Source organism: Pseudomonas rhizoryzae (assembly GCF_005250615.1).
Taxonomy (GTDB): domain Bacteria; phylum Pseudomonadota; class Gammaproteobacteria; order Pseudomonadales; family Pseudomonadaceae; genus Chryseomonas; species Chryseomonas rhizoryzae.
The window spans coordinates 390,943-414,811 of record NZ_SULM01000005.1 but is presented as its reverse complement, the minus strand read 5'-3'; the positions used below and the strand labels follow the sequence as shown (position 1 = coordinate 414,811).

Annotated in this window: 26 protein-coding genes and 2 pseudogenes; 15 read left to right on the top strand and 13 right to left on the bottom strand. The window is 64.6% G+C overall.

The genetic code is table 11. The annotated features are described in order from the left end of the window. Nucleotides 1-112, top strand: a pseudogene (locus tag FAZ11_RS24995) (IS110 family RNA-guided transposase); the annotation flags it as partial. A gap of 161 nt (nt 113-273) precedes the next feature. On the opposite strand, the gene FAZ11_RS10645 reads toward FAZ11_RS24995, so the two are convergent. The 4 genes from FAZ11_RS10645 to FAZ11_RS10630 form a co-directional block, all read right to left on the bottom strand. Next, nucleotides 274-1,188, bottom strand: a complete 915-nt coding sequence (locus FAZ11_RS10645) for a metal ABC transporter substrate-binding protein (RefSeq protein WP_058771961.1) — start codon at nt 1,186-1,188, stop codon at nt 274-276. A 12-nt stretch (nt 1,189-1,200) separates the two neighbouring features. Beyond that, nucleotides 1,201-2,070 (bottom strand): metal ABC transporter permease, encoded by an 870-nt coding sequence (locus tag FAZ11_RS10640; protein ID WP_058762774.1) that lies wholly within the window; start codon nt 2,068-2,070, stop codon nt 1,201-1,203. Then, nucleotides 2,067-2,801 carry a zinc ABC transporter ATP-binding protein AztA gene (aztA, locus tag FAZ11_RS10635; RefSeq protein ID WP_058762775.1) on the bottom strand — a complete coding sequence of 245 codons (735 nt, stop codon included), beginning with the start codon at nt 2,799-2,801 and terminating at the stop codon, nt 2,067-2,069. The genes FAZ11_RS10640 and aztA overlap by 4 nt, the downstream gene beginning before the upstream one ends. A 307-nt stretch (nt 2,802-3,108) precedes the next feature. Then, complete coding sequence (locus FAZ11_RS10630; RefSeq protein ID WP_058762776.1) at nt 3,109-4,206, bottom strand: DNA topoisomerase IB; 1,098 nt, start codon at nt 4,204-4,206, stop codon at nt 3,109-3,111. A gap of 90 nt (nt 4,207-4,296) precedes the next feature. Between FAZ11_RS10630 and FAZ11_RS10625 the strand changes: the two genes are divergently transcribed. From FAZ11_RS10625 to FAZ11_RS10595, 8 genes and pseudogenes are all read left to right on the top strand, one after another. Then, nucleotides 4,297-4,554: a DUF3253 domain-containing protein gene (locus FAZ11_RS10625; protein WP_058762777.1), complete on the top strand. Its 258-nt coding sequence runs from the start codon at nt 4,297-4,299 to the stop codon at nt 4,552-4,554. 74 nt (nt 4,555-4,628) lie between these two features. Continuing rightward, nucleotides 4,629-4,937, top strand: coding sequence for a PepSY domain-containing protein (locus tag FAZ11_RS10620; protein WP_058771960.1), 309 nt, complete (start codon nt 4,629-4,631; stop codon nt 4,935-4,937). Next, entirely contained in the window at nt 4,877-5,233 is a 357-nt protein-coding gene (locus tag FAZ11_RS10615) for a PepSY domain-containing protein (RefSeq protein WP_420849640.1), read from the top strand. The genes FAZ11_RS10620 and FAZ11_RS10615 overlap by 61 nt, the downstream gene beginning before the upstream one ends. After that, complete coding sequence (locus FAZ11_RS10610; RefSeq protein ID WP_058771959.1) at nt 5,234-5,899, top strand: response regulator transcription factor; 666 nt, start codon at nt 5,234-5,236, stop codon at nt 5,897-5,899. Continuing rightward, on the top strand, nt 5,896-7,224 hold the full coding sequence (locus FAZ11_RS10605; protein WP_058771958.1) for an ATP-binding protein: 1,329 nt from the start codon (nt 5,896-5,898) through the stop codon (nt 7,222-7,224). The genes FAZ11_RS10610 and FAZ11_RS10605 overlap by 4 nt, the downstream gene beginning before the upstream one ends. Before the next feature lie 97 nt (nt 7,225-7,321). Next, nucleotides 7,322-8,140, top strand: a pseudogene (locus FAZ11_RS25445) (cache domain-containing protein); the annotation flags it as partial. A gap of 102 nt (nt 8,141-8,242) precedes the next feature. Continuing rightward, entirely contained in the window at nt 8,243-8,998 is a 756-nt protein-coding gene (locus FAZ11_RS25440) for a methyl-accepting chemotaxis protein (protein WP_420849644.1), read from the top strand. 124 nt (nt 8,999-9,122) lie between these two features. Beyond that, nucleotides 9,123-10,172, top strand: coding sequence for an AI-2E family transporter (locus FAZ11_RS10595; RefSeq protein ID WP_058762782.1), 1,050 nt, complete (start codon nt 9,123-9,125; stop codon nt 10,170-10,172). A 38-nt stretch (nt 10,173-10,210) separates the two neighbouring features. Here FAZ11_RS10595 and FAZ11_RS10590 read toward each other — a convergent pair whose 3' ends face one another. Beyond that, nucleotides 10,211-11,080: a MurR/RpiR family transcriptional regulator gene (locus tag FAZ11_RS10590; protein WP_058762783.1), complete on the bottom strand. Its 870-nt coding sequence runs from the start codon at nt 11,078-11,080 to the stop codon at nt 10,211-10,213. Nucleotides 11,081-11,244: 164 nt separating this feature from the next. Between FAZ11_RS10590 and zwf the strand changes: the two genes are divergently transcribed. From zwf to rluB, 4 genes are all read left to right on the top strand, one after another. Continuing rightward, nucleotides 11,245-12,714, top strand: coding sequence for a glucose-6-phosphate dehydrogenase (gene zwf, locus FAZ11_RS10585; protein WP_058762784.1), 1,470 nt, complete (start codon nt 11,245-11,247; stop codon nt 12,712-12,714). Beyond that, complete coding sequence (pgl, locus tag FAZ11_RS10580) at nt 12,701-13,411, top strand: 6-phosphogluconolactonase (protein ID WP_058768436.1); 711 nt, start codon at nt 12,701-12,703, stop codon at nt 13,409-13,411. Before zwf ends, pgl begins: the two co-directional genes overlap by 14 nt. Before the next feature lie 20 nt (nt 13,412-13,431). Further along, nucleotides 13,432-14,070 carry a bifunctional 4-hydroxy-2-oxoglutarate aldolase/2-dehydro-3-deoxy-phosphogluconate aldolase gene (locus FAZ11_RS10575; protein WP_058771957.1) on the top strand — a complete coding sequence of 213 codons (639 nt, stop codon included), beginning with the start codon at nt 13,432-13,434 and terminating at the stop codon, nt 14,068-14,070. Between the two features lie 130 nt (nt 14,071-14,200). Then, the gene (rluB, locus tag FAZ11_RS10570) at nt 14,201-15,253 is read left to right on the top strand and encodes a 23S rRNA pseudouridine(2605) synthase RluB (RefSeq protein ID WP_137279274.1); all 1,053 of its coding nucleotides are present in this window, start codon (nt 14,201-14,203) and stop codon (nt 15,251-15,253) included. Nucleotides 15,254-15,288: 35 nt separating this feature from the next. Here the strand turns inward: rluB and FAZ11_RS10565 are convergent, their stop codons facing one another. The 5 genes from FAZ11_RS10565 to FAZ11_RS10545 form a co-directional block, all read right to left on the bottom strand. Then, nucleotides 15,289-16,212: a GGDEF domain-containing protein gene (locus FAZ11_RS10565; RefSeq protein ID WP_058771956.1), complete on the bottom strand. Its 924-nt coding sequence runs from the start codon at nt 16,210-16,212 to the stop codon at nt 15,289-15,291. 175 nt (nt 16,213-16,387) lie between these two features. Further along, on the bottom strand, nt 16,388-17,389 hold the full coding sequence (locus tag FAZ11_RS10560) for an NADP-dependent oxidoreductase (protein ID WP_058762789.1): 1,002 nt from the start codon (nt 17,387-17,389) through the stop codon (nt 16,388-16,390). Nucleotides 17,390-17,445: 56 nt separating this feature from the next. After that, complete coding sequence (locus FAZ11_RS10555; protein ID WP_058771955.1) at nt 17,446-18,633, bottom strand: benzoate/H(+) symporter BenE family transporter; 1,188 nt, start codon at nt 18,631-18,633, stop codon at nt 17,446-17,448. Between the two features lie 8 nt (nt 18,634-18,641). Beyond that, nucleotides 18,642-19,247, bottom strand: coding sequence for a LysE family translocator (locus FAZ11_RS10550; RefSeq protein ID WP_058768441.1), 606 nt, complete (start codon nt 19,245-19,247; stop codon nt 18,642-18,644). A gap of 108 nt (nt 19,248-19,355) precedes the next feature. After that, nucleotides 19,356-19,817: a MarR family winged helix-turn-helix transcriptional regulator gene (locus FAZ11_RS10545; protein ID WP_058762792.1), complete on the bottom strand. Its 462-nt coding sequence runs from the start codon at nt 19,815-19,817 to the stop codon at nt 19,356-19,358. 80 nt (nt 19,818-19,897) lie between these two features. Between FAZ11_RS10545 and FAZ11_RS10540 the strand changes: the two genes are divergently transcribed. After that, a complete protein-coding gene (locus tag FAZ11_RS10540) occupies nt 19,898-21,067 on the top strand; it encodes an aminotransferase-like domain-containing protein (RefSeq protein ID WP_058771954.1) in 1,170 nt (389 codons plus the stop codon). A 1-nt stretch (nt 21,068) separates the two neighbouring features. After that, complete coding sequence (locus FAZ11_RS10535; protein WP_058771953.1) at nt 21,069-21,668, top strand: glutathione S-transferase family protein; 600 nt, start codon at nt 21,069-21,071, stop codon at nt 21,666-21,668. Nucleotides 21,669-21,707: 39 nt separating this feature from the next. Here the strand turns inward: FAZ11_RS10535 and FAZ11_RS10530 are convergent, their stop codons facing one another. The 3 genes from FAZ11_RS10530 to FAZ11_RS10520 all read right to left on the bottom strand — a co-directional run bounded on the left by FAZ11_RS10530 (nt 21,708) and on the right by FAZ11_RS10520 (nt 23,869). Further along, a complete protein-coding gene (locus FAZ11_RS10530) occupies nt 21,708-22,130 on the bottom strand; it encodes a hypothetical protein (RefSeq protein ID WP_240043577.1) in 423 nt (140 codons plus the stop codon). Between the two features lie 341 nt (nt 22,131-22,471). Next, nucleotides 22,472-23,371, bottom strand: a complete 900-nt coding sequence (locus tag FAZ11_RS10525; RefSeq protein WP_058762795.1) for a manganese catalase family protein — start codon at nt 23,369-23,371, stop codon at nt 22,472-22,474. A 39-nt stretch (nt 23,372-23,410) separates the two neighbouring features. Then, nucleotides 23,411-23,869 carry a ferritin-like domain-containing protein gene (locus FAZ11_RS10520; protein WP_240043581.1) on the bottom strand — a complete coding sequence of 153 codons (459 nt, stop codon included), beginning with the start codon at nt 23,867-23,869 and terminating at the stop codon, nt 23,411-23,413.

The window sequence follows — 23,869 nt, the reverse complement described above, 5'->3', positions numbered from 1 at the left end:
CCGCGGTAAACCCCGGATGAGTGCCCTAGGCGCGGCCATGCGTAAGCTGCTGCAGATCGCCTATGGCGTGCTCAAGACGCAGCGACCATATCAACCACGACAGGCCCTTTAGAAGACCTGTTGTGATTGGTGGGAGAGATGGTATCTACCGGGACCGCGTAGGTTGGGTTGAGACGGCTTTATCGTCGAAGCCCAACAGTCAAGGATTCAGACGCCATGGCGTTGGGCTTCGCTCCGCTCAACCCAACTACCCGTAGCGCTGGCGCCGGGATCTCAATGCCCCGCTTTCATCGCCTTCACCAGGGTGTCCACGTTGTAGCGGAACATGTCGGCATAGGTCGGCGCGGGGCCGTTGGCCGGGGACAGGGCTTCCACGTAGAGTTCGCCGCCCGGTTGGGCGCCGCTGGCCTTGGCGATCTGCTCTACCAGGCGCGGGTCGTTGGAGTTCTCGAAGAAGTACACCGCGACGTGCTCTTTCTTGATCTGGCGGATCAACTTGCCGACGTCCTGGGCCGAGGCTTCGGCTTCGGTGGAGATGCCCAGCGGCGAGATGAATTGCACCCCGTAGGCATCGCCGAAGTAACCAAAGGCATCGTGGGAGGTCAGCACCTTGCGGCGTGCCTTGGGCACCTGGGCGATCTGTTCGCGGGCATAGCGGTCCAGGGCTTCGAGTTTGGCGATGTATTTATCACCGTTGGCCTGGTAGACGGCTGCATCGGCCGGATCGATCTTGGACAGGGCCTTCACCACGTTGCGGGTGTAGACGACGACGTTCAGCGGGTTGTTCCAGACATGGGGATCGACGCCATGCTCATGATCGTGGTCGGAATGGCCATCCTCGTCCTCCGCCATCTCCCGTGTCTTGATGCCCTCGCTGAGGATCACCGGCGGGCGCGCCTGGCCGGAGGCCTTGATCAGCCGGTCCATCCAGCCCTCCATGTGCAAGCCGCTCATGAACACCACGTCGGCCTGCTTGAGCGCCTGGGCATCGGCGGGGGTGGGCTCATAGGCGTGGGGATCGCCATTGGGACCGACCAGGGAGGTGACCTGGACATGGTTGCCGCCCACCTGCTTGACCACGTCGGCGATCACCGTGAAGGTGGCGACGGCCTTGATGGGTTCCGCCGCCTGGGTCTGGCCGGCGACGGCGAGCAGCAGGGCGGCGCCCAGTGAGAACAGGGATTTCATGGTAACTCCTTATCAGTGCGTGAGGTGAGGAGGTGGACGCAGTCGGCGATAGAGGCCCAAGCGACCGAAGAGCAGGGAGAAGAGGTAGCAGGCGCCGGCGGTGAGGACGATGGCGGGGCCCGAGGCGTAACCCAGGTGATAGGAGAGCACCAGGCCGACCAGGCCGCTCAGGCTGGCGATCAGGCTCGCGACCGCCATCAGGCCGGGTAGGCTGCTGGCCCAGAAGCGTGCGGCGGTGGCGGGCAGCATCATCAGGCCCACGGCCATGAGGGTGCCGAGCGCCTGGAAGCCCGCGACCAGGTTGAGCACCACCAGCAAGAGGAACAGCAGGTGATAGAGCGAGCCGCGGCCGCCCACTGCGCGCAAGAAGCCCGGATCGAAGCATTCCAGGGCCAGCGGCCGATAGATCACCGCCAGCATCAGCAGCGACAGGGTGGCGATGCCGGCGACCAGGTACAGGGCGGTGGCGTCGATGGCGAGGATGGTGCCGAACAGCACGTGCAGCAGATCGACACTGGAGCCGTGCAGCGACACGATCAGCACCCCGGCGGCCAGGGAGATCAGGTAGAAGCTGGCGAAACTGGCATCCTCGCGCTGGCTGGTGAAACGGCTGACCAGCCCGGCCAGGCCCGCCACCAGGAGTCCCGCGAGCAGGCCGCCGATGCCCATGGCGGGCAGTGACAGCCCGGCGACCATGAAGCCCAGGGCAGCACCTGGCAGCACGGCATGGCTCATGGCGTCGCCCACCAGGCTCATGCGGCGTAGCATCAACAGGACCCCCACCGGCCCGGCGCCGAGCGCCAGGGCCAGGCAGGCCACCAGGGCTCGGCGCATGAAGCCGAACTCCACGAAGGGCTCGAACAGCAGCTGATAGAGGGTCATACGCGCTCACAGACCGCCGAATCGGCGTCCCAGTACTCGGCGAGATTGCGCGCCTTGGCCAGGTTCTCGGCGACCAATACCTGGGCGGTCTCCCCCCAGGCGATCGCTTCCCGTGCCAGCAGCAAGGTCTCGGGGAAATGTTGACGGACCTGATCCAGGTCATGCAGGACGGCGATCACCGTGCGGCCCTGGCCGTGCCAGCGGCGGACGATGGTCAGGAGGTCAGCCGTCGTGCGGGCGTCGATGGCGGTAAAGGGCTCGTCGAGCAGTAGCACCGGTGCATCCTGCAAGAGCAGCCGGGCGAACAGGACCCGCTGGAACTGGCCGGAGGAAAGGGTGCCCACCAGTCGTTCCTCGAGCCCGTCGAGGCCAACCGCGCGTAGTGCCTGGCGTGCCTCTTCACGCTGGGCGGCGCTGACGCCGCGCCAGCTCCCCACGGCCTGCCACGCGCCCAGCACCACGGTCTCCAGCACGCTCAGTGGAAAGCTGCGGTCGATTTCCGCGGCCTGTGGCAGATAGCCCAGGCGCCGTTGCGAGACCGCCCGCTTGATCCGGCCACTGACCGGTCTCAGGGTGCCGGCGATGGCCTTGAGCAGAGTGGACTTGCCGGCGCCGTTGGGGCCGACGATGGCGGTGAGGCTGCCGGTGGCGAAGTGGCCGTTCAGATGGTGGATGGCAGGATGCCGCTGGTAGGCCAGGGTCAGGTCCTGCAATTCGACGGCGGCATTCATGGCAGGGCAACCGCCCAGAGCACGGCCAGCCAGAGCGCGACCAAGGGAATGCAGGCGAGCAGCAGGCGGTAGGGGACAGACAGCATCAGCAGGGAGGGGCGAGTGGAGGACATGGTCATGCCTTACGGGAGGTAAACAAGTTATAACATAACGAAATTGTTGCCGTCATCCGGTTGAGTAACCGGCACGGAACGCCCCCGAATGGCTCTATCGAAACGTGGTCCTTACCGTCAGGGTGGCGCAGATCACGCAGCCTGCAACAGGCTGCGTGATCCGGGATGGGCAGACTGACGATTATTCCAGGCGATCAGGCCGCCTGAGTCTCCGCCACGCGCTGCTCCAGGCGCTGGAGGAAGTTGAGCAGCAACACCTCTTCCTCCTTGAGGCCCTTGCGTTTGCGCGGTCTGGGCAGGGTGCCGAGATCCCCGGCGAGAAAGGCATCGAGCACGCCGGGGTGGATGTAGCACTTGCGGCAAACCGCCGGGGTGTTGCCTAGCGTGCGCGACACCGCCTTGACCATGTCCACCAGTTCCTTCTTGGCTTCGGTCTGGGTCTCGCAACGCAGCTCGCGCAGCGCTTCCAGGGCCAGGGCACTGCCCGCCCAGGTGCGGTAGTCCTTGGCAGTGAAATCGGCGCCGGTCAGCTCGTGCAGGTAGGCATTGACGTCGGAGGAGGTCACCGTATGGCGCTCGCCGTCGGCATCCACGTACTGGAACAGGTGCTGGCCGGGGAGCTCCAGGCATTTCTTCACCGTGCGTGCCAAGCGGGGATCGCTCACCTTCACATCATGTTCCACACCGCTCTTGCCACGGAAATGGAAGGCGATGGTGCTGCCATGCACCTCGGCATGCCGATTACGCAGGGTAGTGAGACCGTAGGATTTGTTGCTCTTGGCGTACTGGGCGTTGCCGACCCGGATCAGGGTGGCATCCAGCAGGCTGATCACCGTGGCCATGACCTTCTCCCGGCACAGACCGCGGCGATTGAGGTCTTCCTCCACGCGCTGACGCAGCTTCGGCAAAGCCTGGCCGAAGGCGAGCATCCGCTCGTACTTGTCAGTGTCGCGAATCTCGCGCCAGCGCGGATGGTAGCGATACTGCTTGCGGCCGCGGGCGTCGCGACCCGTGGCCTGGAGATGGCCATTGGCATCCGGGCAGATCCAGACATCGGTATAGGCTGGGGGGATTGCCAGCTTGTTGATCCGCTCCACCTCCGCCTGGTCGCGGATACGCTCGCCGTCCGCGGTGAAGTAGGCCCATTTGCCGCGCAGCTTGCGCCGGCTGAGACCGGGTTGGCGGTCGTCGACGTAGTTGAGATCGGGTGGCAAGGGGGTACAGAGGGCGGTACCGGTGTCGTCGCGCTCATCGGTGGGGACGGGTAGATCGGTCTGGGCGAGGCGTTGCATTACTTTCGAGGCTTTCGAGCGAGAGGTCATGACTGCACCGACGATTTCCTGGTCAAAACGGTGGACTCCAGGAAGCCGGACCAGGTTCTCATGACCAGCGCCAAGCCGACCGACGCACAGCTACGCGAGGCCTTGCTCGCCAAGGCGCGCACACGCCGCCCAGGTACCACCTTCTGCCCTTCGGAGGTCGCCCGTGAGCTGGCGGCGGATTGGCGACCGCTGATGGAGCCGCTACGCCTGGCTGCCCGTGAGCTGGCACGCGAGGGGCGCCTGCGGGTGACGCAGAAGGGGGAGACCCTGCCTCCCGCCGCTCCCTGGCATGGCCCGATCCGATTAAGTTTGGCTTAATGGGCGATTAAGTTTCGATTAATGGCCGATGGCTACTCTGGATTCAGAACAGACAGCAACCCAGAGGAATCACCATGAACAAGCTGACCGCCATCGCCACTGCCGCCTTCCTACTGACCGGTGTAGGCATCGCCCAGGCCCGCGACCTTGGCCCCGACGAAGCCCTCAAACTGCGTGACAGCGGCAAGATCAAGAGCTTCGAGGTGCTCAACCAGGCCGCCATCGCCAAGCATCCGGGGTCGACCACCCACGACACCGAGCTGGAAGAAGAGTACGGCCGCTACATCTACCAATTGGAACTACGTGACCCCCAAGGTGTGAAATGGGATCTGGAACTCGACGCCACCACTGGCGAAGTCCTGAAAAACCAGCGCGACAGCTGAGTCTCGTCCTGGTCGGACTGATCCTGCTCGGCGGTGCCACCTCCCTGGTCCAGGCCCGCGACCTGGACCAGGACGAGGCCCTCAAGCTGCGCAAGGAAGGCGTGATCCGACCCCTGGAAACCCTGTTGCAGAGGGTCAACGAGCGCTATCCCACGGCGCGGCTGCTGGAAGCCGAGCTGGAAGAGGAAGACGGGCAGTATCGCTACGAGATCGAAATTCTCGTCGGCGATGGCGTCCGCGAACTGGAAATCGGCGCGATGGATGGCGCCATCATGAAGGACGAGGTGGACGACTAGATGCGCCTGCTGTTGGTGGAAGACGACGTAGCCCTGGCCGACGAGATCTCGGCGTTCCTCGCTCGCCAGGGCTATGCCGTCGACTGGCTCGCCGATGGTCGCGATGCCGCCTGGCAGGGTGCCCAGGAGCCCTATGACCTCATCGTGCTCGACCTTGGCCTGCCTGGCCGATCGGGTCTGGCGGTACTCGCGGAGTGGCGCGCGGCCGCCCTGGCCACCCCGGTGCTGATCCTTACCGCCCGTGACAGCTGGGCCGAGCGCATCGAGGGGCTGAAGGCGGGCGCCGACGACTATCTGACCAAACCCTTCCACCCTGAAGAGCTCGGCCTGCGCATTGCCGCTTTGCTACGGCGAGTGAGGGGTGTGACTAACCAGCCGCTGTTGCAGGCCGCCGGGCTGGCGTTGGACGAGGCGCGCCAATGCGTGGTTCGCGGCAGCGAAACCATCGAGCTGAGCGCTGCGGAATTCCGCCTTTTGCGCTGCTTCTTGCTGCATCCCGGCCAGATTCTCTCCAAGACCCGCCTCAACGACCACCTGTACGACGGCGAGAGCGAACGCGACTCCAACGTCATCGAGGTACACGTCAATCACCTGCGGCGCAAACTGGGCCGCGACGTGATCGAGACGCGCCGTGGCCAGGGTTATCGCCTGGGCGGTGTCGATTGAAGTCGATCCAGGCCCGGCTACGCAGCGGGCTGGTCGCCATCCTACTGGTGGCAGGGTTGGTGCTGGTGCTCGGTGGCACCTGGCTGGTGGATCATGCCTTGCGCCGCTACCTGGAAACCGGCTTGCGTAGCGAGACGGAAAATCTCTTGGCCGCCTTGGTGCGCGGTCCCCATGGGCTGCAACTGGACGAGGGGCGCCTGGGGACTCTCTATACCCGGCCACTGTCCGGTCGCTACTTTCTCATCGAGATCCCGGCGCTGGACATCCGCTGGCGTTCACGCTCGCTCTGGGATGCCCAGCTCGAAATTCCTGCCAACCAGGGAATGGCCGACAGCCTCGCCGCTGGCCCCAGTGGCCAGCGCCTGCTCACCTATCGAGCGGATTACCAGCGCTATGGTCAGCAGGTGAGGGTGACCGTGGCCGACGACTACAATCCGCTGCTGACGAGCCTGCTGCGCATCCTCGGCCTCGGCGCGCTGCTGGGGCTGGCGACGCTGCTGCTGGTGCTGCTGTTGCAGCGGCTCATCGTCCGTCGTGCGTTGCGGCCCTTGGATCAGGTCCGCGAGCAGATCGCCCAGTTGCATCAGGGCCGGCGTTCGGCGTTGGATCCCGAGGTACCCGTAGAGCTGGAGCCCTTGGTCAGCGAGATGAATGCCCTGTTGCGGCATACCGAAGAAGGGCTGCGTCGGGCACGGCATGGCATCGGCAACCTGGGCCATGCGCTCAAGACGCCCATCGCGGTCCTTACCAGTCTGGCCGAGCGTCCGGAATTACAGGCGCTGCCCGAACAGCGTGACGCCTTGCGCGAGCAACTCGGACGTATTCGCGAGCGGCTTGAACGAGAGCTGCGTCGCGCCCGCTTGGCCGGGGAAGCGCTACCAGGCGCGCACCTGGATGTCGCCGAGCTGCACGAACTTTGCGTCCTGCTCGGCAGACTGCATGGCGAGCGTATCGTCTTCGACTGCCAGTTGCCGTCAGGACTACGTCTGCCGTGGGATCGCGAAGACCTGCTGGAGTTGTTCGGCAATCTGCTGGACAACGCCGGCAAGTGGGCGCGTAGCCGGGTGCGCCTGACCGTAGAGGTGCAGGAAGAAAGCTATTGGATCGCGGTCGACGACGACGGTCCCGGAGTGCCTGCCGCAGAACGCCTGGCCATTCTCGCGCGCGGGACGCGACTCGACGAGGCGGTCGCCGGTCATGGGCTGGGACTGGGGATCGTCAGCGATATCGTGGAGGCCCAAGGTGGCGAGCTAGAGCTGGCGGAAAGCCCCTGGGGTGGCCTGCGGGCCTCGATAAGGCTGCCGAGACAGCGCCGCCCGTCTTGAGTTCCCTGTCATTTTGCCATCGCCATGTTTTTGACTTCAAGTTTCCTCCGGAAAAGCCGATCATAGAGCCTCGGTCCAGCTCTTGGAGATTTCTTGAATGAGCCTCAAGCTCAAAGTCACTGCCCTGGCGATTCTGCCGGTCTGCCTGTTCACGCTGATTCTGAGTTGCCTGTCCTATTGGATTCTCGATCATCAGGCCACCCAGGACGTCCAGGACGTCCGCGAACGCCTCATGGCGCGGAGCAAGGCCGGCCTGCAGGACACCGTACAGACCGCCATGACGGTGATCAAACCGCTCTACGACGCTTCGGCGCCAGGTGACACCGCGGCGCGTGACCAGGCCATCCGCTTGCTGTCGTCCATCGCCTATGGCAAGGACGGCTACATCTTCGGCTACGACTCCAATGTGGTCCGCCTGTTCAAGGGCAACGACCCGGCCGGTGTCGGCAAGAGTTTCAAGGACAATCGTGACCCCAACGGCGTCTACCTGAACCAGGAGCTGGTGCGAGCGGGCAAGGATGGCTCGCACTTCAGTCGCTACAGTTCCTCGCTGCCGGGCAACAAGGATGTCCTGGTGCCCAAGCTCGCCTATACCGACTACCTGCCGAAATGGGATCTGGTGATCGGTTCGGCGGTGAATCTGGATGGTGTCGATGCTCAGGTCGCCGCAGTGGCCAAGCAGGTCGATCAGCGCACGCGCGCGCAACTCTGGCTGACCCTTGGCGTGGCCCTGGCGCTGCTGCTGGTGATCGGCGTCATCGCCCAGGTCTTCGCTCGCCGCACCCTGCGGCCGCTGTTGCAGATCCGCGCCAACCTCGACGACATCGCCGACGGGGAGGGTGACCTGACCCGGCGCCTGCCGGTAACCGGTCGCGACGAATTCAGCCAGCTCGCCGCCTCCTTCAACCGCTTCGTCGACAAGATCCAGGGCACCATCGCCCAGGTGGTCGACATCACGCACCAGCTCACCGGCCTGCTCAACGAGGTGGCTGGTCAGGCTGAGCGAACCGACCAGGCCATGCAGCGCCAGCGCAGCGAAACCGATCAGGTCGCCACCGCCATCAACCAGATGTCGTCCGCCGCCCAGGAGGTCGCCAGTAGCGCCCAGCAGGCTTCCGAGGCTACCCGTGCGGCCGAAGCGCAGGGCGATGCCGCGCATCAGGTGGTCACGGCCAGCGTTACCCGTATCCACGAGCTGGTGGCGGAGGTTCGTCAGAGCGGCGTATCCCTCGATGGGCTCAAGCAGGATGTGGGCGCCATCGTCGGCGTACTCGATGTGATCCGGGCCATCGCCGAGCAGACCAACCTGCTGGCGCTCAATGCCGCCATCGAGGCCGCCCGCGCGGGTGAGGCCGGGCGTGGCTTCGCCGTGGTGGCCGACGAAGTCCGGGCGCTGGCCAGCCGGACCCAGCAGAGCACCCAGGAAATCCAGGGCATGATCGATCGGCTACAGCAGGCCACCAGCCGCGCCGTGGGCGCCATGGAGCGCTCCAGCAGCCTGGGCGAAGCCACGACCGCCCAGGCTGAACAGGCCGGTACCGCCCTGGCAGCGATCAGTGAGCTGATCGCCACCATCAACGCCATGAATACCCAGATCGCTAGTGCGGCCGAGGAGCAGACCGCCGTGGCCGAAGAAGTCAATCGCAGCGTCCACAGCATTGCCGGTGCCGTCGACAGCATGGCCCAGGGTGCCCAGCAGGGCGCGCAAAGTACCGCTGGCATGGTCGGCCTGGGCAAGCGGCTGGACGGGTTGGTGCGTCAGTTCCGTGTATGATGGCCGGCGCGCCGGGGTGCTCCGGCGTGCCTCTCCAGGTCGAGTTGGGGCGCTCATGGGAACCCCAGGGCTTCCGAGGCTCTAAGCAAGGCCTGTCCTCCTTGTTTGGAATCACGAAAAGCCAATGAAAAGCGCTCGGCTGGAAAACAAGACGTTCCTGATCCTGCTGGTGGTGGTCTCGCTCGCCTTCGTTTGGATCCTCACGCCCTTCCTGGGTGCGGTGTTCTGGGGCGCGATCCTCGCCATCCTCTTCGCACCGTTGCAGCGCTGGTTCGTCCGGCGCTTCAACAACCGCCGTAACCTCGGCGCGCTTTGCACCCTGTTCGTGATCCTGCTCATCGTCATCCTGCCGGTGGTGTTCATCGCCATCTCCCTGGTGCAGGAAGGCTCGCTGCTCTACCAGCAGATCAGTAGTGGTCAGCTCAATTTCGGCCAGTACTACCAGCAGGTCTGGGGCGCGCTGCCAGACTCGGTGCGCAGCGTGCTGGAGCGCTTCGGTGCCGGTGACCTGGAAGGCATCCGCCAGAAGCTCTCCGAAGGCGCCATGCAGGGCAGCCAGTTCGTCGCCACCCAGGCCTTCAGCTTCGGCCAAGGAACCTTCCAGTTCCTCATCGGCTTCGGCGTGATGCTCTACCTGCTGTTCTTCCTGTTGCGCGACGGTTCCCAATTGGTGGCGCTGATCCGCAAGGCCATACCGCTGAGCGACATGCACAAGCGCAGCCTGATGGCCAAGTTCACCGCGGTGGTGCGAGCCACGGTGAAGGGCAACATCATCGTCGCGGTGGTGCAGGGTGCCCTGGGTGGCTTCATTCTCGGGGTGCTGGGCGTGCAGGGGGCGGTGCTCTGGGGCACCCTGATGGCCTTCCTCTCGCTGTTGCCCGCGGTCGGCTCGGCGCTCATCTGGGTGCCGGTGGCGATCTATTTCCTGGCCACCGGTGCGGTGCTCAAGGGCGTGATCCTGATCGTCTTCGCCGTGGTGGTGATCGGCCTGGTGGACAACCTGCTGCGTCCGATCCTGGTCGGCAAGGACACCAAGATGCCTGACTACGTGGTGCTAATTTCCACCATCGGTGGCATGTCGCTGTTCGGCCTCAACGGCTTCGTCATCGGCCCGCTGATCGCCGCGCTGTTCATGTCCACCTGGGATCTGTTCAGCCACCGCGACGACATTTGACGCTCGACGGGCTCCGGGCCGACCGGAGCCCCTGAGCCTCAACCCTGGTCGGGCTCCGACGGATAGCGGGTAGCGACCAGGCTCTCCTTGACCTTGCGCAGGTGCGGCTGGAAGTCCACGCCGCGCTTGAGCGTCACCCCGGTGGCCAGGATGTCCAGCACGGTGAGTTGGATGATCCGCGAGGTCATGGGCATGTAGATGTCGGTGTCTTCCGGCAGCGGAATGTCCAGACTCAGGGTGCAGACCTTGGCCAGTGGCGTGTTGCTGGCGGTGAGGCCGAGCACCGAGGCGCCGTTGTCCCGCGCCACCTTGGCCACGTCCACCAGCTCGCGGGTGCGACCCGTGTAGGAAATGATCACGAACAGCTCGCCGGTCTGGGCGATGGACGCCAGCATCCGCTGCATCAGCACGTCCGAATGCGCCGATACCGCCATGTTGAAACGGAAGAACTTGTGCTGGGCGTCCAGGGCTACCGGTGCCGAGGCGCCCAGGCCGAAGAAATGGATCTGCCGGGCCTGGATCATCAGGTCGACCGCCCGATCCACCACCTTGGCGTCCAGGCGCTGGCGAGCGCTGTCGAGGGAGGCGATGGTGCTGCTGAAGATCTTCTCGGCATAGGCTTCAGGTTCGTCATTGGCCGCTACCGCCTGGCTGACGTAGACCGCACCACTGGCGATGCTCTGCGCCAGCTGGATCTTCATCTCCGGGTAGCCGCTCACCCCCAGCGACCGGCAGAAGCGGTTCACGGTGGGTTCACTGACCTGCGCCGCCTGGGCCAGGGCCGCGATGGTGTAGCGCGTGGCCTGCCGGGGATTCTGCAGGATGACCTCGGCGACCTTGCGTTCGGCACGGTTGAGTTCGCCAATGCGGGTCTGGATGGTTTGCAGCAGGGTGCTGGCACGATCCATGAGAACTCCTAATGGTTGTTGTGCCTCTATCCTAAGGCTATAAAAGGTTTGGGCCGGGCTGACCCCTGGGCCGTATTTTTTAATATAAAGACTACGCGAATCGGCCCGGCTCCCCTATCATGGGACCGGAATATCTCAAACTTTAAGTAAAAGAACGAATATTTATGGCTGGCGTCCGAGTTCTACCCTGTACCCTGGCAATCTTCGGCGCGTTGGGCGACCTGGCCCTACGCAAACTTTTCCCTGCCCTGTATCAGCTGGATCGTGAAGGTCTGCTGCATGACGGCACCCGAATCATGGCGCTGGCGCGCGATCAGGGCGATGGGGTCAAGCAGCTCGAGCACATCGAGGAGCGCCTGCGCCACTATGTGCCCAAGGCGGACTGGGACGAGGCCGTCTTCGCGCGGATGCGTGCCCGCCTGGGCTATCGCGCCATCGACTTCCGCAACCGCGAAGACTATACGGGACTCGCCGAGGATGTGGGTGATACCGAGACGCTGATCGCTTATTTCGCTACCCCCGCCCTGGTATACAGCGCCATCTGCGAGAACCTCGCGGCGGTTGGCCTGTGCGAGCGCACCCGCGTGGTGATGGAAAAGCCCATCGGTTACGACCTGGAATCCTCCAAGGTGGTCAACGACGCCGTGGCGCGCTTCTTCCCGGAAGATCGCGTCTATCGCATCGACCACTACCTGGGCAAGGAGACGGTGCAGAACCTCATCGCGCTGCGCTTCGCCAATAGCCTGTTCGAGACCCAGTGGAACCAGAACTACATCTCCCACGTGGAAATCACCGTGGCCGAGAAGGTGGGCATCGAGGGGCGCTGGGGCTATTTCGACCAGGCCGGCCAGCTGCGCGACATGGTGCAGAACCACCTGCTGCAACTGCTCTGCCTGACCGCCATGGACCCGCCAGCTGATCTCTCGGCCGACAGCATCCGTGACGAGAAGGTCAAGGTGCTCAAGGCGCTGGAACCCATTACCCCCGACCAGTTCGCCAGTCGCGTGGTCCTGGGGCAGTACACCTCGGGCTACAGCGATGGCAAGCCGGTGCCGGGCTATCTCGAAGAGCCCAACTCCAATACCGAAAGCCGTACCGAGACCTTCGTCGCCATCCGGGCGGACATCCGCAACTGGCGCTGGTCCGGCGTGCCTTTCTATCTGCGTACCGGCAAGCGCATGCCGCAGAAGCTGTCGCAGATCGTCATCCACTTCAAGGAACCACCGCACTACATCTTCGCCCCCGAGCAGCGCAGCCTGATCAGCAACCGCCTGATCATCCGTATCCAGCCGGACGAGGGCATCTCGCTGCAGGTGATGAGCAAGGACCAGGGGCTGCGCAAGGGCATGCAGCTGCGTAGCGGTCCGCTGCAACTGAATTTCTCCGAGACCTTCAAGCACCTGCGTACCCCGGACGCCTACGAGCGACTGCTGCTGGAAGTCATGCAGGGCAACCAGTCGCTGTTCGTGCGCAAGGACGAGATCGAGGCGGCCTGGAAATGGTGCGACCAGTTGCTGGCCGGCTGGTCGAAGATGGGCGATTCGCCCAAGTCCTATGCCGCGGGTAGCTGGGGTCCGCTGACCTCCATCGCACTGATCGCACGAGACGGGAGATCCTGGTATGGCGACGTCTGACCTGGGGCAGGGCGTGACCCTGCACGAACTACCCGACCGCGAGGCCCATGCCGCGGCCCTGGCCGAGGCGGTCACCACGGCGCTGCGCAAGGCCCTGGCTGACCGTGGCGAAGCCTTGCTGATCGTGTCCGGCGGACGCAGCCCGGTGCCCTTCCTGGAGCGCCTGGCCCAGGCCGAGCTGGATTGGACCCAGGTGACGGTGACCCTGGCCGATGAGCGCTGGGTGCCCAGCGACGATCCCGACAGCAATGCCGGTCTGCTACGCAAGCACCTGTTCCAGGGCGCTGCTGCGGCTGCGCGCTTCATCGATCTGTACAGCCCGGCGGCGACGCCGGAAGCGGGCATGGCGCTGACCGAGGCGCGCCTGCGCGATGCCCTGGGTACGCCCGATGTGCTGGTGCTGGGCATGGGCGACGACGCCCATACCGCCTCGCTGTTCCCCGGCAGCCCCGGGTTGGAGGAAGCCCTGGATCCCGCCAGCGAGCGGCTGAGTTTTCCGGGCATCGCGCCTTCCGCACCCCAGACCCGTATTACCTTGAGCCGCGCCTACCTGAGTCGTGCGCGGCAGCAGATCCTCGCCATCCAGGGCGCGGGCAAGCGTCAGGTACTGGAAACCGCACTGGCCGAGGGCGATGAGCTGGCCACTCCGATCAAGGCGTTCCTGCGTGAACCCCTGGTCGTCTACTGGTGCCCGTGACGAGGAGTTAGTTTGTGGATATGCAGAACAAGATCGCGACCCTAGATGCCCTGTGCGCCCGTGCCCGGATTCTGCCGGTGATCGTGATCAACGACCCGGCCGATGTGTTGCCGTTCGCCGATGCCATGGCGGCTGGCGGTCTCACTGCGCTGGAGATCACCCTGAGATCGGCCCATGGGCTGGATGCGGTACGGTTGCTGCGCAAGGAACGCCCGAATCTGGACGTCGGTGTCGGCACCGTGCTGGACGTGCGGATGTTCGACGCCGCCGTCGAGGCGGGTGCGCAGTTCATCGTCACGCCGGGTACTACCGAGGAAATCCTCCAAGCCGGGGTGTCCGCGCCCATACCGCTGCTGCCGGGGATCGCCACGCCGTCGGAGATCATGCAGGCCTACCGCCTGGGCTACCGTCGCTTCAAGCTGTTCCCCGCCAACGTCTACGGTGGTGTGGATGCGCTCAAGGCCTTTGCCGGCCCCTTCGCCGAGCTCAAGTTCTGCCCCACGGGCGGGGTCAATCCGGGCAACGTGAAGAACTACTTCCAGCAGCCCAACCTGCTCTGCGTGGGCGGTAGCTGGATGCTGCCGAACGACGTGGTGAAGGCCAAGGACTGGAGCCGCGTCGAGCAACTCTGCCGTGAAGCCCTGGCCGCCCTGGCGTGAGCCTGCGGCCTTGCGTCACCCGCCAGTCCAGCTAGGCTGACGGAGCCAGGGGCGCTATCATGCGCCCCTGTCTTTTTCCTGGCGCCCATTCCGTGGCGCCTCTGTCGTCCACTACACCGGGAGGTGCCAGATGACCCTCGATAGAAACCCCGATAAAGAATCCCTCGACGAAATCGCCCCGGCGCCTGCGGGTGAAAAGCTGCAGAAGGTCCTGTCACGCCTGGGCGTTGGCTCGCGCCGCGACGTCGAAGCCTGGATCGGTGAAGGCCGCATCAAGGTCAATGGGGTGGTCGCCACCCTCGGCTTGCGGGTGATGCCTAACGATGCCATCGCGGTCGACGGCCGCCTGCTCAAGCGTGACCAGGCCGAGGAAGTCGTGCGTCGCGTGCTGATCTACAACAAGCCCGAGGGCGAAATCTGCACCCGCGACGATCCCGAGGGTCGTCCGACGGTATTCGACCGGCTGCCCAAGCCCAAGCAGGGCCGCTGGATCAACGTCGGTCGCCTGGACATCAACACCACTGGCCTGCTGCTGTTCACCACCGATGGCGAACTGGCCAATCGGCTGATGCATCCGTCCTACCAGATGGACCGCGAGTACGCGGTACGGGTCCGCGGCGAGGTCACCGAAGAGATGCTGCTGCGGCTGAAGAACGGGGTGATCCTCGAAGACGGCCCGGCCCGCTTCACCGATGTCCAGCAGGTGCCGGAAGGTGATGGCTTCAACCACTGGTTCCATTGCGTGGTGATGGAAGGCCGCAATCGCGAAGTGCGTCGGTTGTGGGAGTCCCAGGGACTGCTGGTGAGCCGCTTGAAGCGCGTGCGCTTCGGTCCGGTGTTCATGACCAGCGATCTGCCGGTTGGACGCTGGCGTGAAATGACCCAGTCGGAAGTGGACATCCTCGCCGCCGAGGTGGGCTTGCCGCCGGTAGCCCTGCCGGCCATGGGTGGCAAGACCAAGGAAAAGCTGGAGCGCCAGCAGCGCAAAACCGCTCGCCCCATCGATGCCGGGCGCGGTTCGCGCAACAAGACCGCCAAAGCGGGCAGGACCCAGGGTTCGGCCGTTGCCGAGCGTCCCAGCGAAATCGGGCGTAAACCGGGTAGCAAGGGCCGGACGTCGCCCGGTATCGCGCCGCGGCGGGGGCCCAATGGTGGTGGTACCGGCAAGGGCGGTCGCCGCTAGGGGCTGATAAGAGAGTCGCCGGCCCTGCAGGCGACTCAGGCCAGGCTGGAGAGACGATTGCGGCCGCCGGCCTTGGCCTGATACAGGGCGCGATCCGCGCGCTGCAACAGGCAGCGTGGCGATTCCACGTCGCGCAGGGTCGCCAGGCCAATGCTCAGGGTGACCGACAGCGGGATGGCACCCTCGGTGCTGGCCTGGGCCTCGACGGCCTTTCTCAGGCGTTCGGCTACCGTGTGGGCCGCCTCGTGGGAGGTGGCCGACAGCAGAACACAGAATTCTTCACCGCCAAAGCGGAACACCATGTCCATGCTTCTCAGGCAGTCGCCGATGGTGCGGGCGGTCTGCCGCAGCACGTCGTCGCCTACGCTGTGGCCGAAGCGATCGTTGATGCGTTTGAAATGATCCAGGTCCAGCATCAGCAGCGATAACGGTTGCTGGGTGCGGCGGGCCAGTTCCAGCTCGCGTGTCAGTGCCCGGTCCAGGGCATTGCGGTTGCCCACCCCGGTCAGGGCGTCGCGCAGGGCATTGTTGAGCGCCTCGCGATAGAGCAGCGCATTGCGCAACGGGAACATCAGGCTGCCCAGCAAAAATTCCAGCGCCGTGAGTTCGTTTTCCTGAAAGCGCCGATCACGGTAGAGGGTCAGATCACCCAGGCGGATATCGCTGTGGCTCAGGTGATAGTGCACCTGATGCCCCGCGTCCTGCCCGAGGCCGATCTCTATATCTTCGCGCCGATTGCGATAGGCGAGACCCGGCAGGTCTACCAAAGCACTGACCTCCTGCTGGAAAAGCTGCAGCACGCGCTCCAGATCCAGTGACGACTGCAGGATGGCTGTCAGGCGGTGGCGCAGGGCGCCAAGCACTTCCGGATCGCTTTCGCGGGTGAAAGGAGCCTGGCCCGCGTTACGTTGCTGGCGAGCGTGATCGAGGTCGAAGGTGTTGGATGAGGGCGGGACCATGCCGGTGTTCTCCTTGGCGGATAGTCCCCATCTAGCGAGAAATGTGCCAGATTTTATATTGCTTATTAATCAATGACTTATACAGATGATGGCCAATGGCCGGTGGATAGTTGACGCAGACGCCGCGGGCAGGCGGAAATTCCTTGCCGGCCCGCGACGACTTTCCGCCGCTTCGCTAGACCTTGAGCACCAGCTTGCCGAAGTTTTCCCCGGAGAACAGTTTCATCAGCGTTTGCGGAAAGGTATCCAGGCCTTCCACCACGTGCTCACGGGACTTGAGCTGACCATCCGCCAGCCAGATCGCCAGTTGCCGCTGGCCTTCGGCGTAGCGCGCGGCGTGATCCAGCACGATGAAGCCTTCCATGCGCGCACGGTTGCTGAGCAGGGCCAGATAGTTCTGCGGCCCTTGCACCTTGTCGCTGTTGTACTGACTGATGGCGCCGCAGAGCACCACGCGGGCGCGGAAGTTGATCTGCGCCAGGACGGCGTCCAGGGTTGGGCCGCCGACGTTGTCGAAGTAGACGTCGATACCGTTCGGGCATTCCCGGCGCAGGGCGGCCGCGAGGTCGGGTTCGGCCTTGTAGTCGATGGCGGCGTCGAAGCCCAGCTCCTCGATCAGGTAGCGGCATTTCTCCGCGCCACCGGCGATGCCCACCACGTGGCAGGCCTGCAGCTTGCCGATCTGGCCGACCATGCTGCCCACGGCGCCGGCCGCGCCGGATACCACCAGGGTTTCGCCGGCCTTGGGTTGGCCCACCTCGAGCAGGCCGAAGTAGGCGGTCAGGCCGGTCATGCCCAGCACGGATAGATACTGCGGCAGGCTGGCTTTGCTGGGATCCACTTTGTAGCAGCCCTGGGGTTCGCCCAGGTAGTAGTCCTGGATGCCGAGCATGCCGTTGACGGTATCCCCCGGCTGGAAATCCGGGTGGTTGGAGGCGATCACCTCGCCCACGCCCAGGGCGCGGATGACCTCGCCGAGGCCGATGGGCTTGATGTAGGACTTGCCTTCGTTCATCCAGCCACGCATGGCCGGGTCGAGGGACAGGTAGAGATTCTTGATAAGCACCTGGCCGGCGCCGGGCTCGCCGACCGGCCGCTCGACGCGCTCGAAGGTCTCGGCGGTGGGTTCGCCGGACGGGCGCTTGGCGAGCAGGAACTGGCGATTGGTACGGGACATGGTGGTCTCCTGTGGGGAACGATCCAGTTCCGACCGGCCAGGAGCCCAGACGTTTCCTAACGGCGGCGGGCGGTCAGGATCAAGCTGGCCACAACACCGGCCACCAACCCCCAGAAGGCGGAGCCGATACCCAGCAGGGTCAGCCCGGAGGCGGTCACCAGGAAGGTGATCAGCGCCGGTTCACGCTGGCCGGGCTCGGCCAGGGCGCCGTGCAGACCGTTCATGATCGAGCCCAATAGCGCCAAGGCGGCGACCGAGATCACCAGCTCGCTCGGCAAGGCGGTGAACAGGGCGGCCAGGGTGGCGCCGAATAGCCCGGCGATGCCGTAGAAGAGGCCGCACCAGACCGCCGCCGTGTAGCGTTTGCTCGCCTCTTCATGGGCCTGGGGACCGGTGCAGATCGCCGCACTGATGGCCGCCAGGTTGATGCCGTGGGAGCCGAAGGGGGCCAGGAATAGGGAAGCGAGTCCCGTGGTGGCGATCAGCGGCGAGGCCGGAACCGAGTAGCCATCCGTGCGCAAGACGGCGATACCCGGCATGTTCTGCGAGGCCATGGCCACCACGAACAGGGGGATGGCGATACCGATGGTGGCGGCCAGGGAGAACGTCGGGCTCGTCCAGACCGGTACCGCCAGCTCCAGCCGTAGCTGGTGGAAGTCGAGCAATCCCGCTAGGGCGGCCAACAGTAAGCCGGCGATCAGGGCGATCAGCACGCAATAGCGCGGCAGCAGCCGCTTGGCCACCAGGTAGGCCAGGGCCATGCCCAGTACCAGGGTCGTCCGGTGTTGGGCGGCGACGCAGATCTCGACGCCGATGCGAAACAGGATGCCCGCGAGCAGGGCCGCGGCCAGCGCCGGCGGTACCCGGCGCAGCAGGCGATCGACGCTGCCGGTGAGGCCGCAGAGGGCGAGTAGGGCGGCGCAGACGATGAAGGCGCCGATGGCGTCGCTGTAGGGCACCGAGGGCAGGCTGGTCACCAGCAGCGCCGCGCCGGGCGTCGACCAGGCGATGACGATGGGGGTGCGGTATTTCAGCGAGAGACCTATGGTGGTCAAGGCCATGCCGATGGACAGCGCCCAGATCCAGGAAGAAATCTGCCCGGTGCTGAGGCCGGCGTTCTGGCCGGCCTGGAACATCAGTACCAGGGAACTGGTATAGCCCACCAACATGGCGACGAAGCCTGCCACCACGGCGGCGGGTGAGGTATCGGCCAGCGGGGTCAGCCGGCGGGGCGCAGCGTCCATGACAGGTCTCAGTGATGTCCGAAGAGAATGGGGTAGAGCGACAGCACCAGCAGCAGGGCCATGCTCCAGTTGAACACCCTTAGCCGCGCGGGACTGCTCAGCAGCCGCCGCAGCCCCATGCCGAACAGCGTCCAGAGACTGACGCTGGGCAGGTTGATCAGGGCGAACAGCAGCGCGACCAGCAACAGATTGGCGGTGAAGTTCTCGGCGGGAATATAGGCGGTCACCGCCCCGAGTGCCATCACCCAGGCCTTGGGGTTCACCCACTGGAAGGCGGCAGCCTGGAAGAAACCGAAGGGCTTGCCGCTGGCGCTGTCACGCGGCGAAGGCGCGGCGGCGGTGGCCAGTTTCCAGGCGAGGTAGAGCAAATAGGCGCCACCGATCACCCGCAGGACGAGCTGCAGCGGCGGATAGAGCAGGAACAGCTGACCCAGGCCGAGACCGGTACAGATGACCAGCAGCATGTGGCCGAGGCTGATCCCGAACATGTGCGGCAGGGTGCGGCGAAAGCCGAAGTTCACCCCCGAGGCCAACAGCATCATGTTGTTGGGGCCGGGCGTGGCGGAAGAAACGAAGGCGAAGAGCACGAAGGCGGTGAGCAGTTCTACGGTCATGGCGACATCCCTGAGCTTTACGCCAGCTTAGTCAGGCATGGTGAGTGGGTATCCATACACTGACTGCGTGATGTATCGGTACAGTTTTTCTAAGTCGCGCAATCGAATTCAACTGTCCTGGCTCGCCACTTCGCTGTCCCGCCGGCCGCTCAGGGCCTGATTGAAGGCCAGCCAGCCTTCGGCGGCCTGCGGACCGGCGACGGCGAGGGCGCTCTGCACCAGACGCATCTGTTCGCGCCTCAGCGTCTGCTCCAGGGCTGCGCCGCCGCGGGTCAAGGACAGCCGGCGCTTGCGCTTGTCGGCAGCGTCGGTCTCCATGGTCACCAATTGCATCTCCAGCAATTGGCGCAGGGGGATGTTCAAGGCTTGCTTGGTGACATTGAGCACCTCCAGCAGCGCTTTGTTGCTCAGCCCCGGTTCCCGCGCGATGAAGAACAGGATGCGCTGGTGCACCCGGCTCAGTCCGCGGCGGGCCAGCATGTCGTCGGCCTTGGCGGTGAAGGCCTGGTAACCGAAGAAAAAGGTTTCCATGACCTCGCGTTGATTCGCCGTCTGATTTAGGTCAAGCATATTGACTTGTCTTTCCGATGTCGATTAGGGTCGGTCAAGTAGTTTGACTCATTATCCGGCCACGGGCCACTGGAGGGTACATGGCATTTTCCGAACGGGTGACCCGACTCAAGAGCAGTCTGATTCGCGACATCCTGGCCGCGGCGCAGCGCCCGGAGGTCATGTCTTTCGCTGGCGGCCTACCGGCCGAGCGCTGTCTGCCCGAAGTGGACTGGAGCGGCCTGCCAGCGAGCCTGGGCCAGTACGGCATGAGCGAGGGCGAACCGGCCCTGCGCGAGGCCATCGCCGCCCAGGCGCGGGCCTATGGTCTGAACTGCACCGCGGAGCAGGTGCTGGTGACCACCGGCTCACAGCAGGCGCTGGATCTGGTCGCCAAGCTGTATCTCGACGTCGGCACCCCGGTGCTGCTGGAAGGCCCCACTTACCTGGCCGCCCTGCAGAGCTTCCAGTTTTTCGGCGCGGACTGCCTGAGCGTCAGCCTGACCCCGGAAGGACTGGACCTGGACGCCCTGCGACTCAGCCTGCAGCAGCGCCGTCCGGCCTTCGCCTATCTGATTCCCACCTTCCAGAATCCCTCCGGCGTGCGCTACAGCGCCGCCAATCGCGCGGCCGTGGCCGCGCTGCTGGATGAATTCGGCGTGACCCTGGTCGAGGACGAGCCCTATCGCGAACTGTCTTACGACGGCGCGCCGGCGCTGCCGCTGTGCGCCCAGTTGCGCCGTAGCGCCTGGATCCATACCGGTACGCTGTCCAAGACCCTGCTGCCGGGGCTGCGCGTGGGCTATCTGATCGCCTCGCCCGAGTTGCTGCCGCCGCTGCGCGCCCTCAAGCAGGCGGCCGATCTGCATACCTGCCGCATCAGCCAGTGGCAGGTGTTGCAGTGGCTGGGGAGCGAGCGTTATCGCCAGCACCTGGACGAGATACGCGCCTTCTATCGCGAGCGCCGCGATGGCTTCGCCGCCGCCCTGACGCGGCATTTCAGCGAGTTCGCCGAGTGGCAGGTACCCCAGGGCGGTCTGTTCTTCTGGCTGCGCCTGAACAGGCCGCTGGATACCCGTACGCTGCTGGACGCCGCCCTGGCGCAGGATGTGGCCTTCATGCCGGGCGAACCCTTCTTCGCCGATCCCGATAGTCATCACGGTCTACTGCGGCTCAACTTCAGCCATGTGCTGCCCGAGCGTCTCGATACCGGCCTGGCACGCCTGGCCGCCGTGATCCGCTTTGCCACCCCCACCGACAAGGAGTTGTAAGATGTATCAGGTCTATGGAGATCGCCGTTCCGGCAACTGCTACAAGGTCGGCCTGATGCTGCACCTGCTGGGTGTGGACTATCGCTGGCACGAGGTCGACATCCTGGCGGGCGAGACGCAGACCGCGGCGTTCCTGGCGAAGAATCCGAACGGCAAGATCCCGGTGCTGGAGTTGGAAGACGGCACCTGCCTCTGGGAGTCGAACGCCATCCTCAATTTCCTCGCGGAGGGAACCGACTACCTGCCGACCGAACCACGCCTGCGTACCCAGGTGTTGCAGTGGCAGTTCTTCGAACAATACAGCCATGAGCCCTATGTGGCGGTGGCGCGCTTCATCAAGCTCTATCAGGGAATGCCTGCGGAGCGCCGTGAGGAATATGAAGTCTGCCTGGTGCGTGGCTACAAGGGCTTGCGGGTGATGGAGCAACAGTTGCAGCGCACGCCCTTCCTGGTGGGTGAGCGCTATTCCATCGCGGACATCGCGCTCTATGCCTATACCCACGTGGCCCATGAGGGCGGCTTCGTGCTGGATGACTTTCCGGCGATCCGTGCGTGGCAGGATCGGGTGACTGCTCAACCGCGGCACGTTGCCATCGGTTGAGCGCGGTAAAGGTGGCCGTGGGCCACGCCCGCCTGGTCGCTAGCGGGCGCTGACCACGAATTGCCAATACTGGTTTAGCCGGCGCTCGCCCCCGTTGGCGGTGAGCAGTACCGATGACGGCGGCTTGGATTGCAGCTCGGGGAGCGACTTTATCAGCGCCAGCCAGTTGCTGTAGTAGGTCTGCAGGCAACGGCGTGCCGCGCCGTTGTTCTGCAGCGATGTCAGGGCTTTCTGATAGACCGGTTCGATCTGTGCCAGCGCCTGGGCAACGCAGCTGTCGGTATCGGAAAAACGCGCCGTATCGCCGATGCGGGTGCCGGCGATGACCGCCTTGTTCGCACAGCTCTTGAAGGCGTTCATGGTCGCCTGTTCGAAGAGCAGGGCATCCTGATCCATGGCGAAAATGGAGCTGCTGCAGGTCAAGGCAGCGGCTGCGGCGAGGGCATAAGCGTGGCGTTTCATGGTGGCGTCCCTGACTACGTCGGTGCAACGTGATGGCATCAATGCACAGCGGCAGACTGCGCCTTTGTGCGAATGTTCAGCGCAAGAGGGGGCAAAACGCCATTAGGCGAATTCCACCAGACCGACGGTAGTGAGACCTATGAACAGGGCGGTCAGAACGACCATGGCGAAGGCCAGCAAATAATCTTCCATCAAGGTTTCCCCTACTGCGATGCAGCCAGTAGGACCGATGGCTATTGGCCAGGTTCGTGGGGGTGGCAAGTGCTAGCTAGTTGTCCGACGAAAGGTAGGGCGGGCGGCGGGGTAGTCGACGACGCCGCGAACGGCGCCGTCGAAGGGAATCACTCTTCCAGACGGTTCTTGTCGAGTTTCTTGGCCAGACCCGCACCCAGGTCGGCACCGGTTACCGGTGCGGCGCTTGGATCCGATAGGGTCCGGGTGGCGAGTTGCTCCACCGCCTTGGCCTGTGACGCCGGTAGCGTGACCGCCGGCAGGCCATCGCCACCATCCACTGCCGGGCCGGGCTGCTCGACATATTCCCAGTCCTGGCCCTGGTTCCAGGGGCCACGCAGGTCGCCTTCGCCTTGCGACATATTGTAGTAGACGCTGGCGAACTCCGGACGCGGCGGGATCTTGCCCTGGGGGAAGTTGGGCTGGATCGAATGCAGCGCGTTTTCGAACGACTTCTGGTGGGCGATCTCGCGGGTCATCAGGAAGCTCAGGGTGTCCTGGATGCCCGGATCATCGGTAACGTTGATCAGCCGCTCATAGACGATCTTGGCCCGCGCTTCAGCGGCGATGTTGGATCTCAGGTCGATGGTGGGTTCACCGATGGTATCGATGTAGGCCGCGGTCCAGGGTACCCCCGCCGAGTTGACCAGGGCCGGGCCACCGCCATAGAGGATCTGGGTGACATGGGAATCGTTGCCGGCTCCGGTGAGGGAGCGATACATGTCCGCCTCCTGCTGGGTCTTTTCCGCCAGGTCGCCCTTGGCGCCCTTGTTCAGCATGGCGATCAGCGAGCCGATGATTTCCAGGTGGCTGAGTTCTTCGGTGGCGATGTCGAACAGCATGTCCTTGCGACCCGGGTCGAGCTCGGCTATCGCCTGGGTGAAGTAGCGCATGGCGGCGGCGAGTTCGCCTTGGGGACCGCCGAATTGTTCCAGCATCAGGTTGGCGAGGCCAGGATTGGGTTCGGACACGCGCACGGTGTATTGCAGTCGCTTGTTATGGACGAACATGTAACCTCCAGGGGCTAGTCACGGTAAATCACGGTGTTATCAGCGCTTCGCGGTCAGGTCGGGGTCCGCGGAGCGCTCCAGGAAGGCTCGGGTGGTGGCGGGCAGGTCATTGAGCAACCAGGCCGCCATGGCCTTCTCCTGTTCGAGGATGCGTTCGCAGGCCTGCTGCGTTTCGCGATCACCGAGGTCGGCGGCGGCGGCGATGATCACGGTGTAGGTGGCGATCTCGATGTTCTCGAAGACATAGCCACTGATGGCGCCCTTGATGACTTCATCGCTCATCGGTGCGCCACCGATGGCCTGACCCAGCGCCATCAACTTGCCGCCCATGTCCTTCAGGGTGGACGGACTGCTGCCAAGACGACTCAGGCAACCTTCGATCACCTGCCGCTGTTCCTGGGTCTCCTTGATGTGCTGCTCGATGCGTTGACGCAGCTGCGGGTAATGCTCCAGGCGAGCGGACTGGGCGGAGAGCATTTTCTCGGCCTGTTCTTCCAT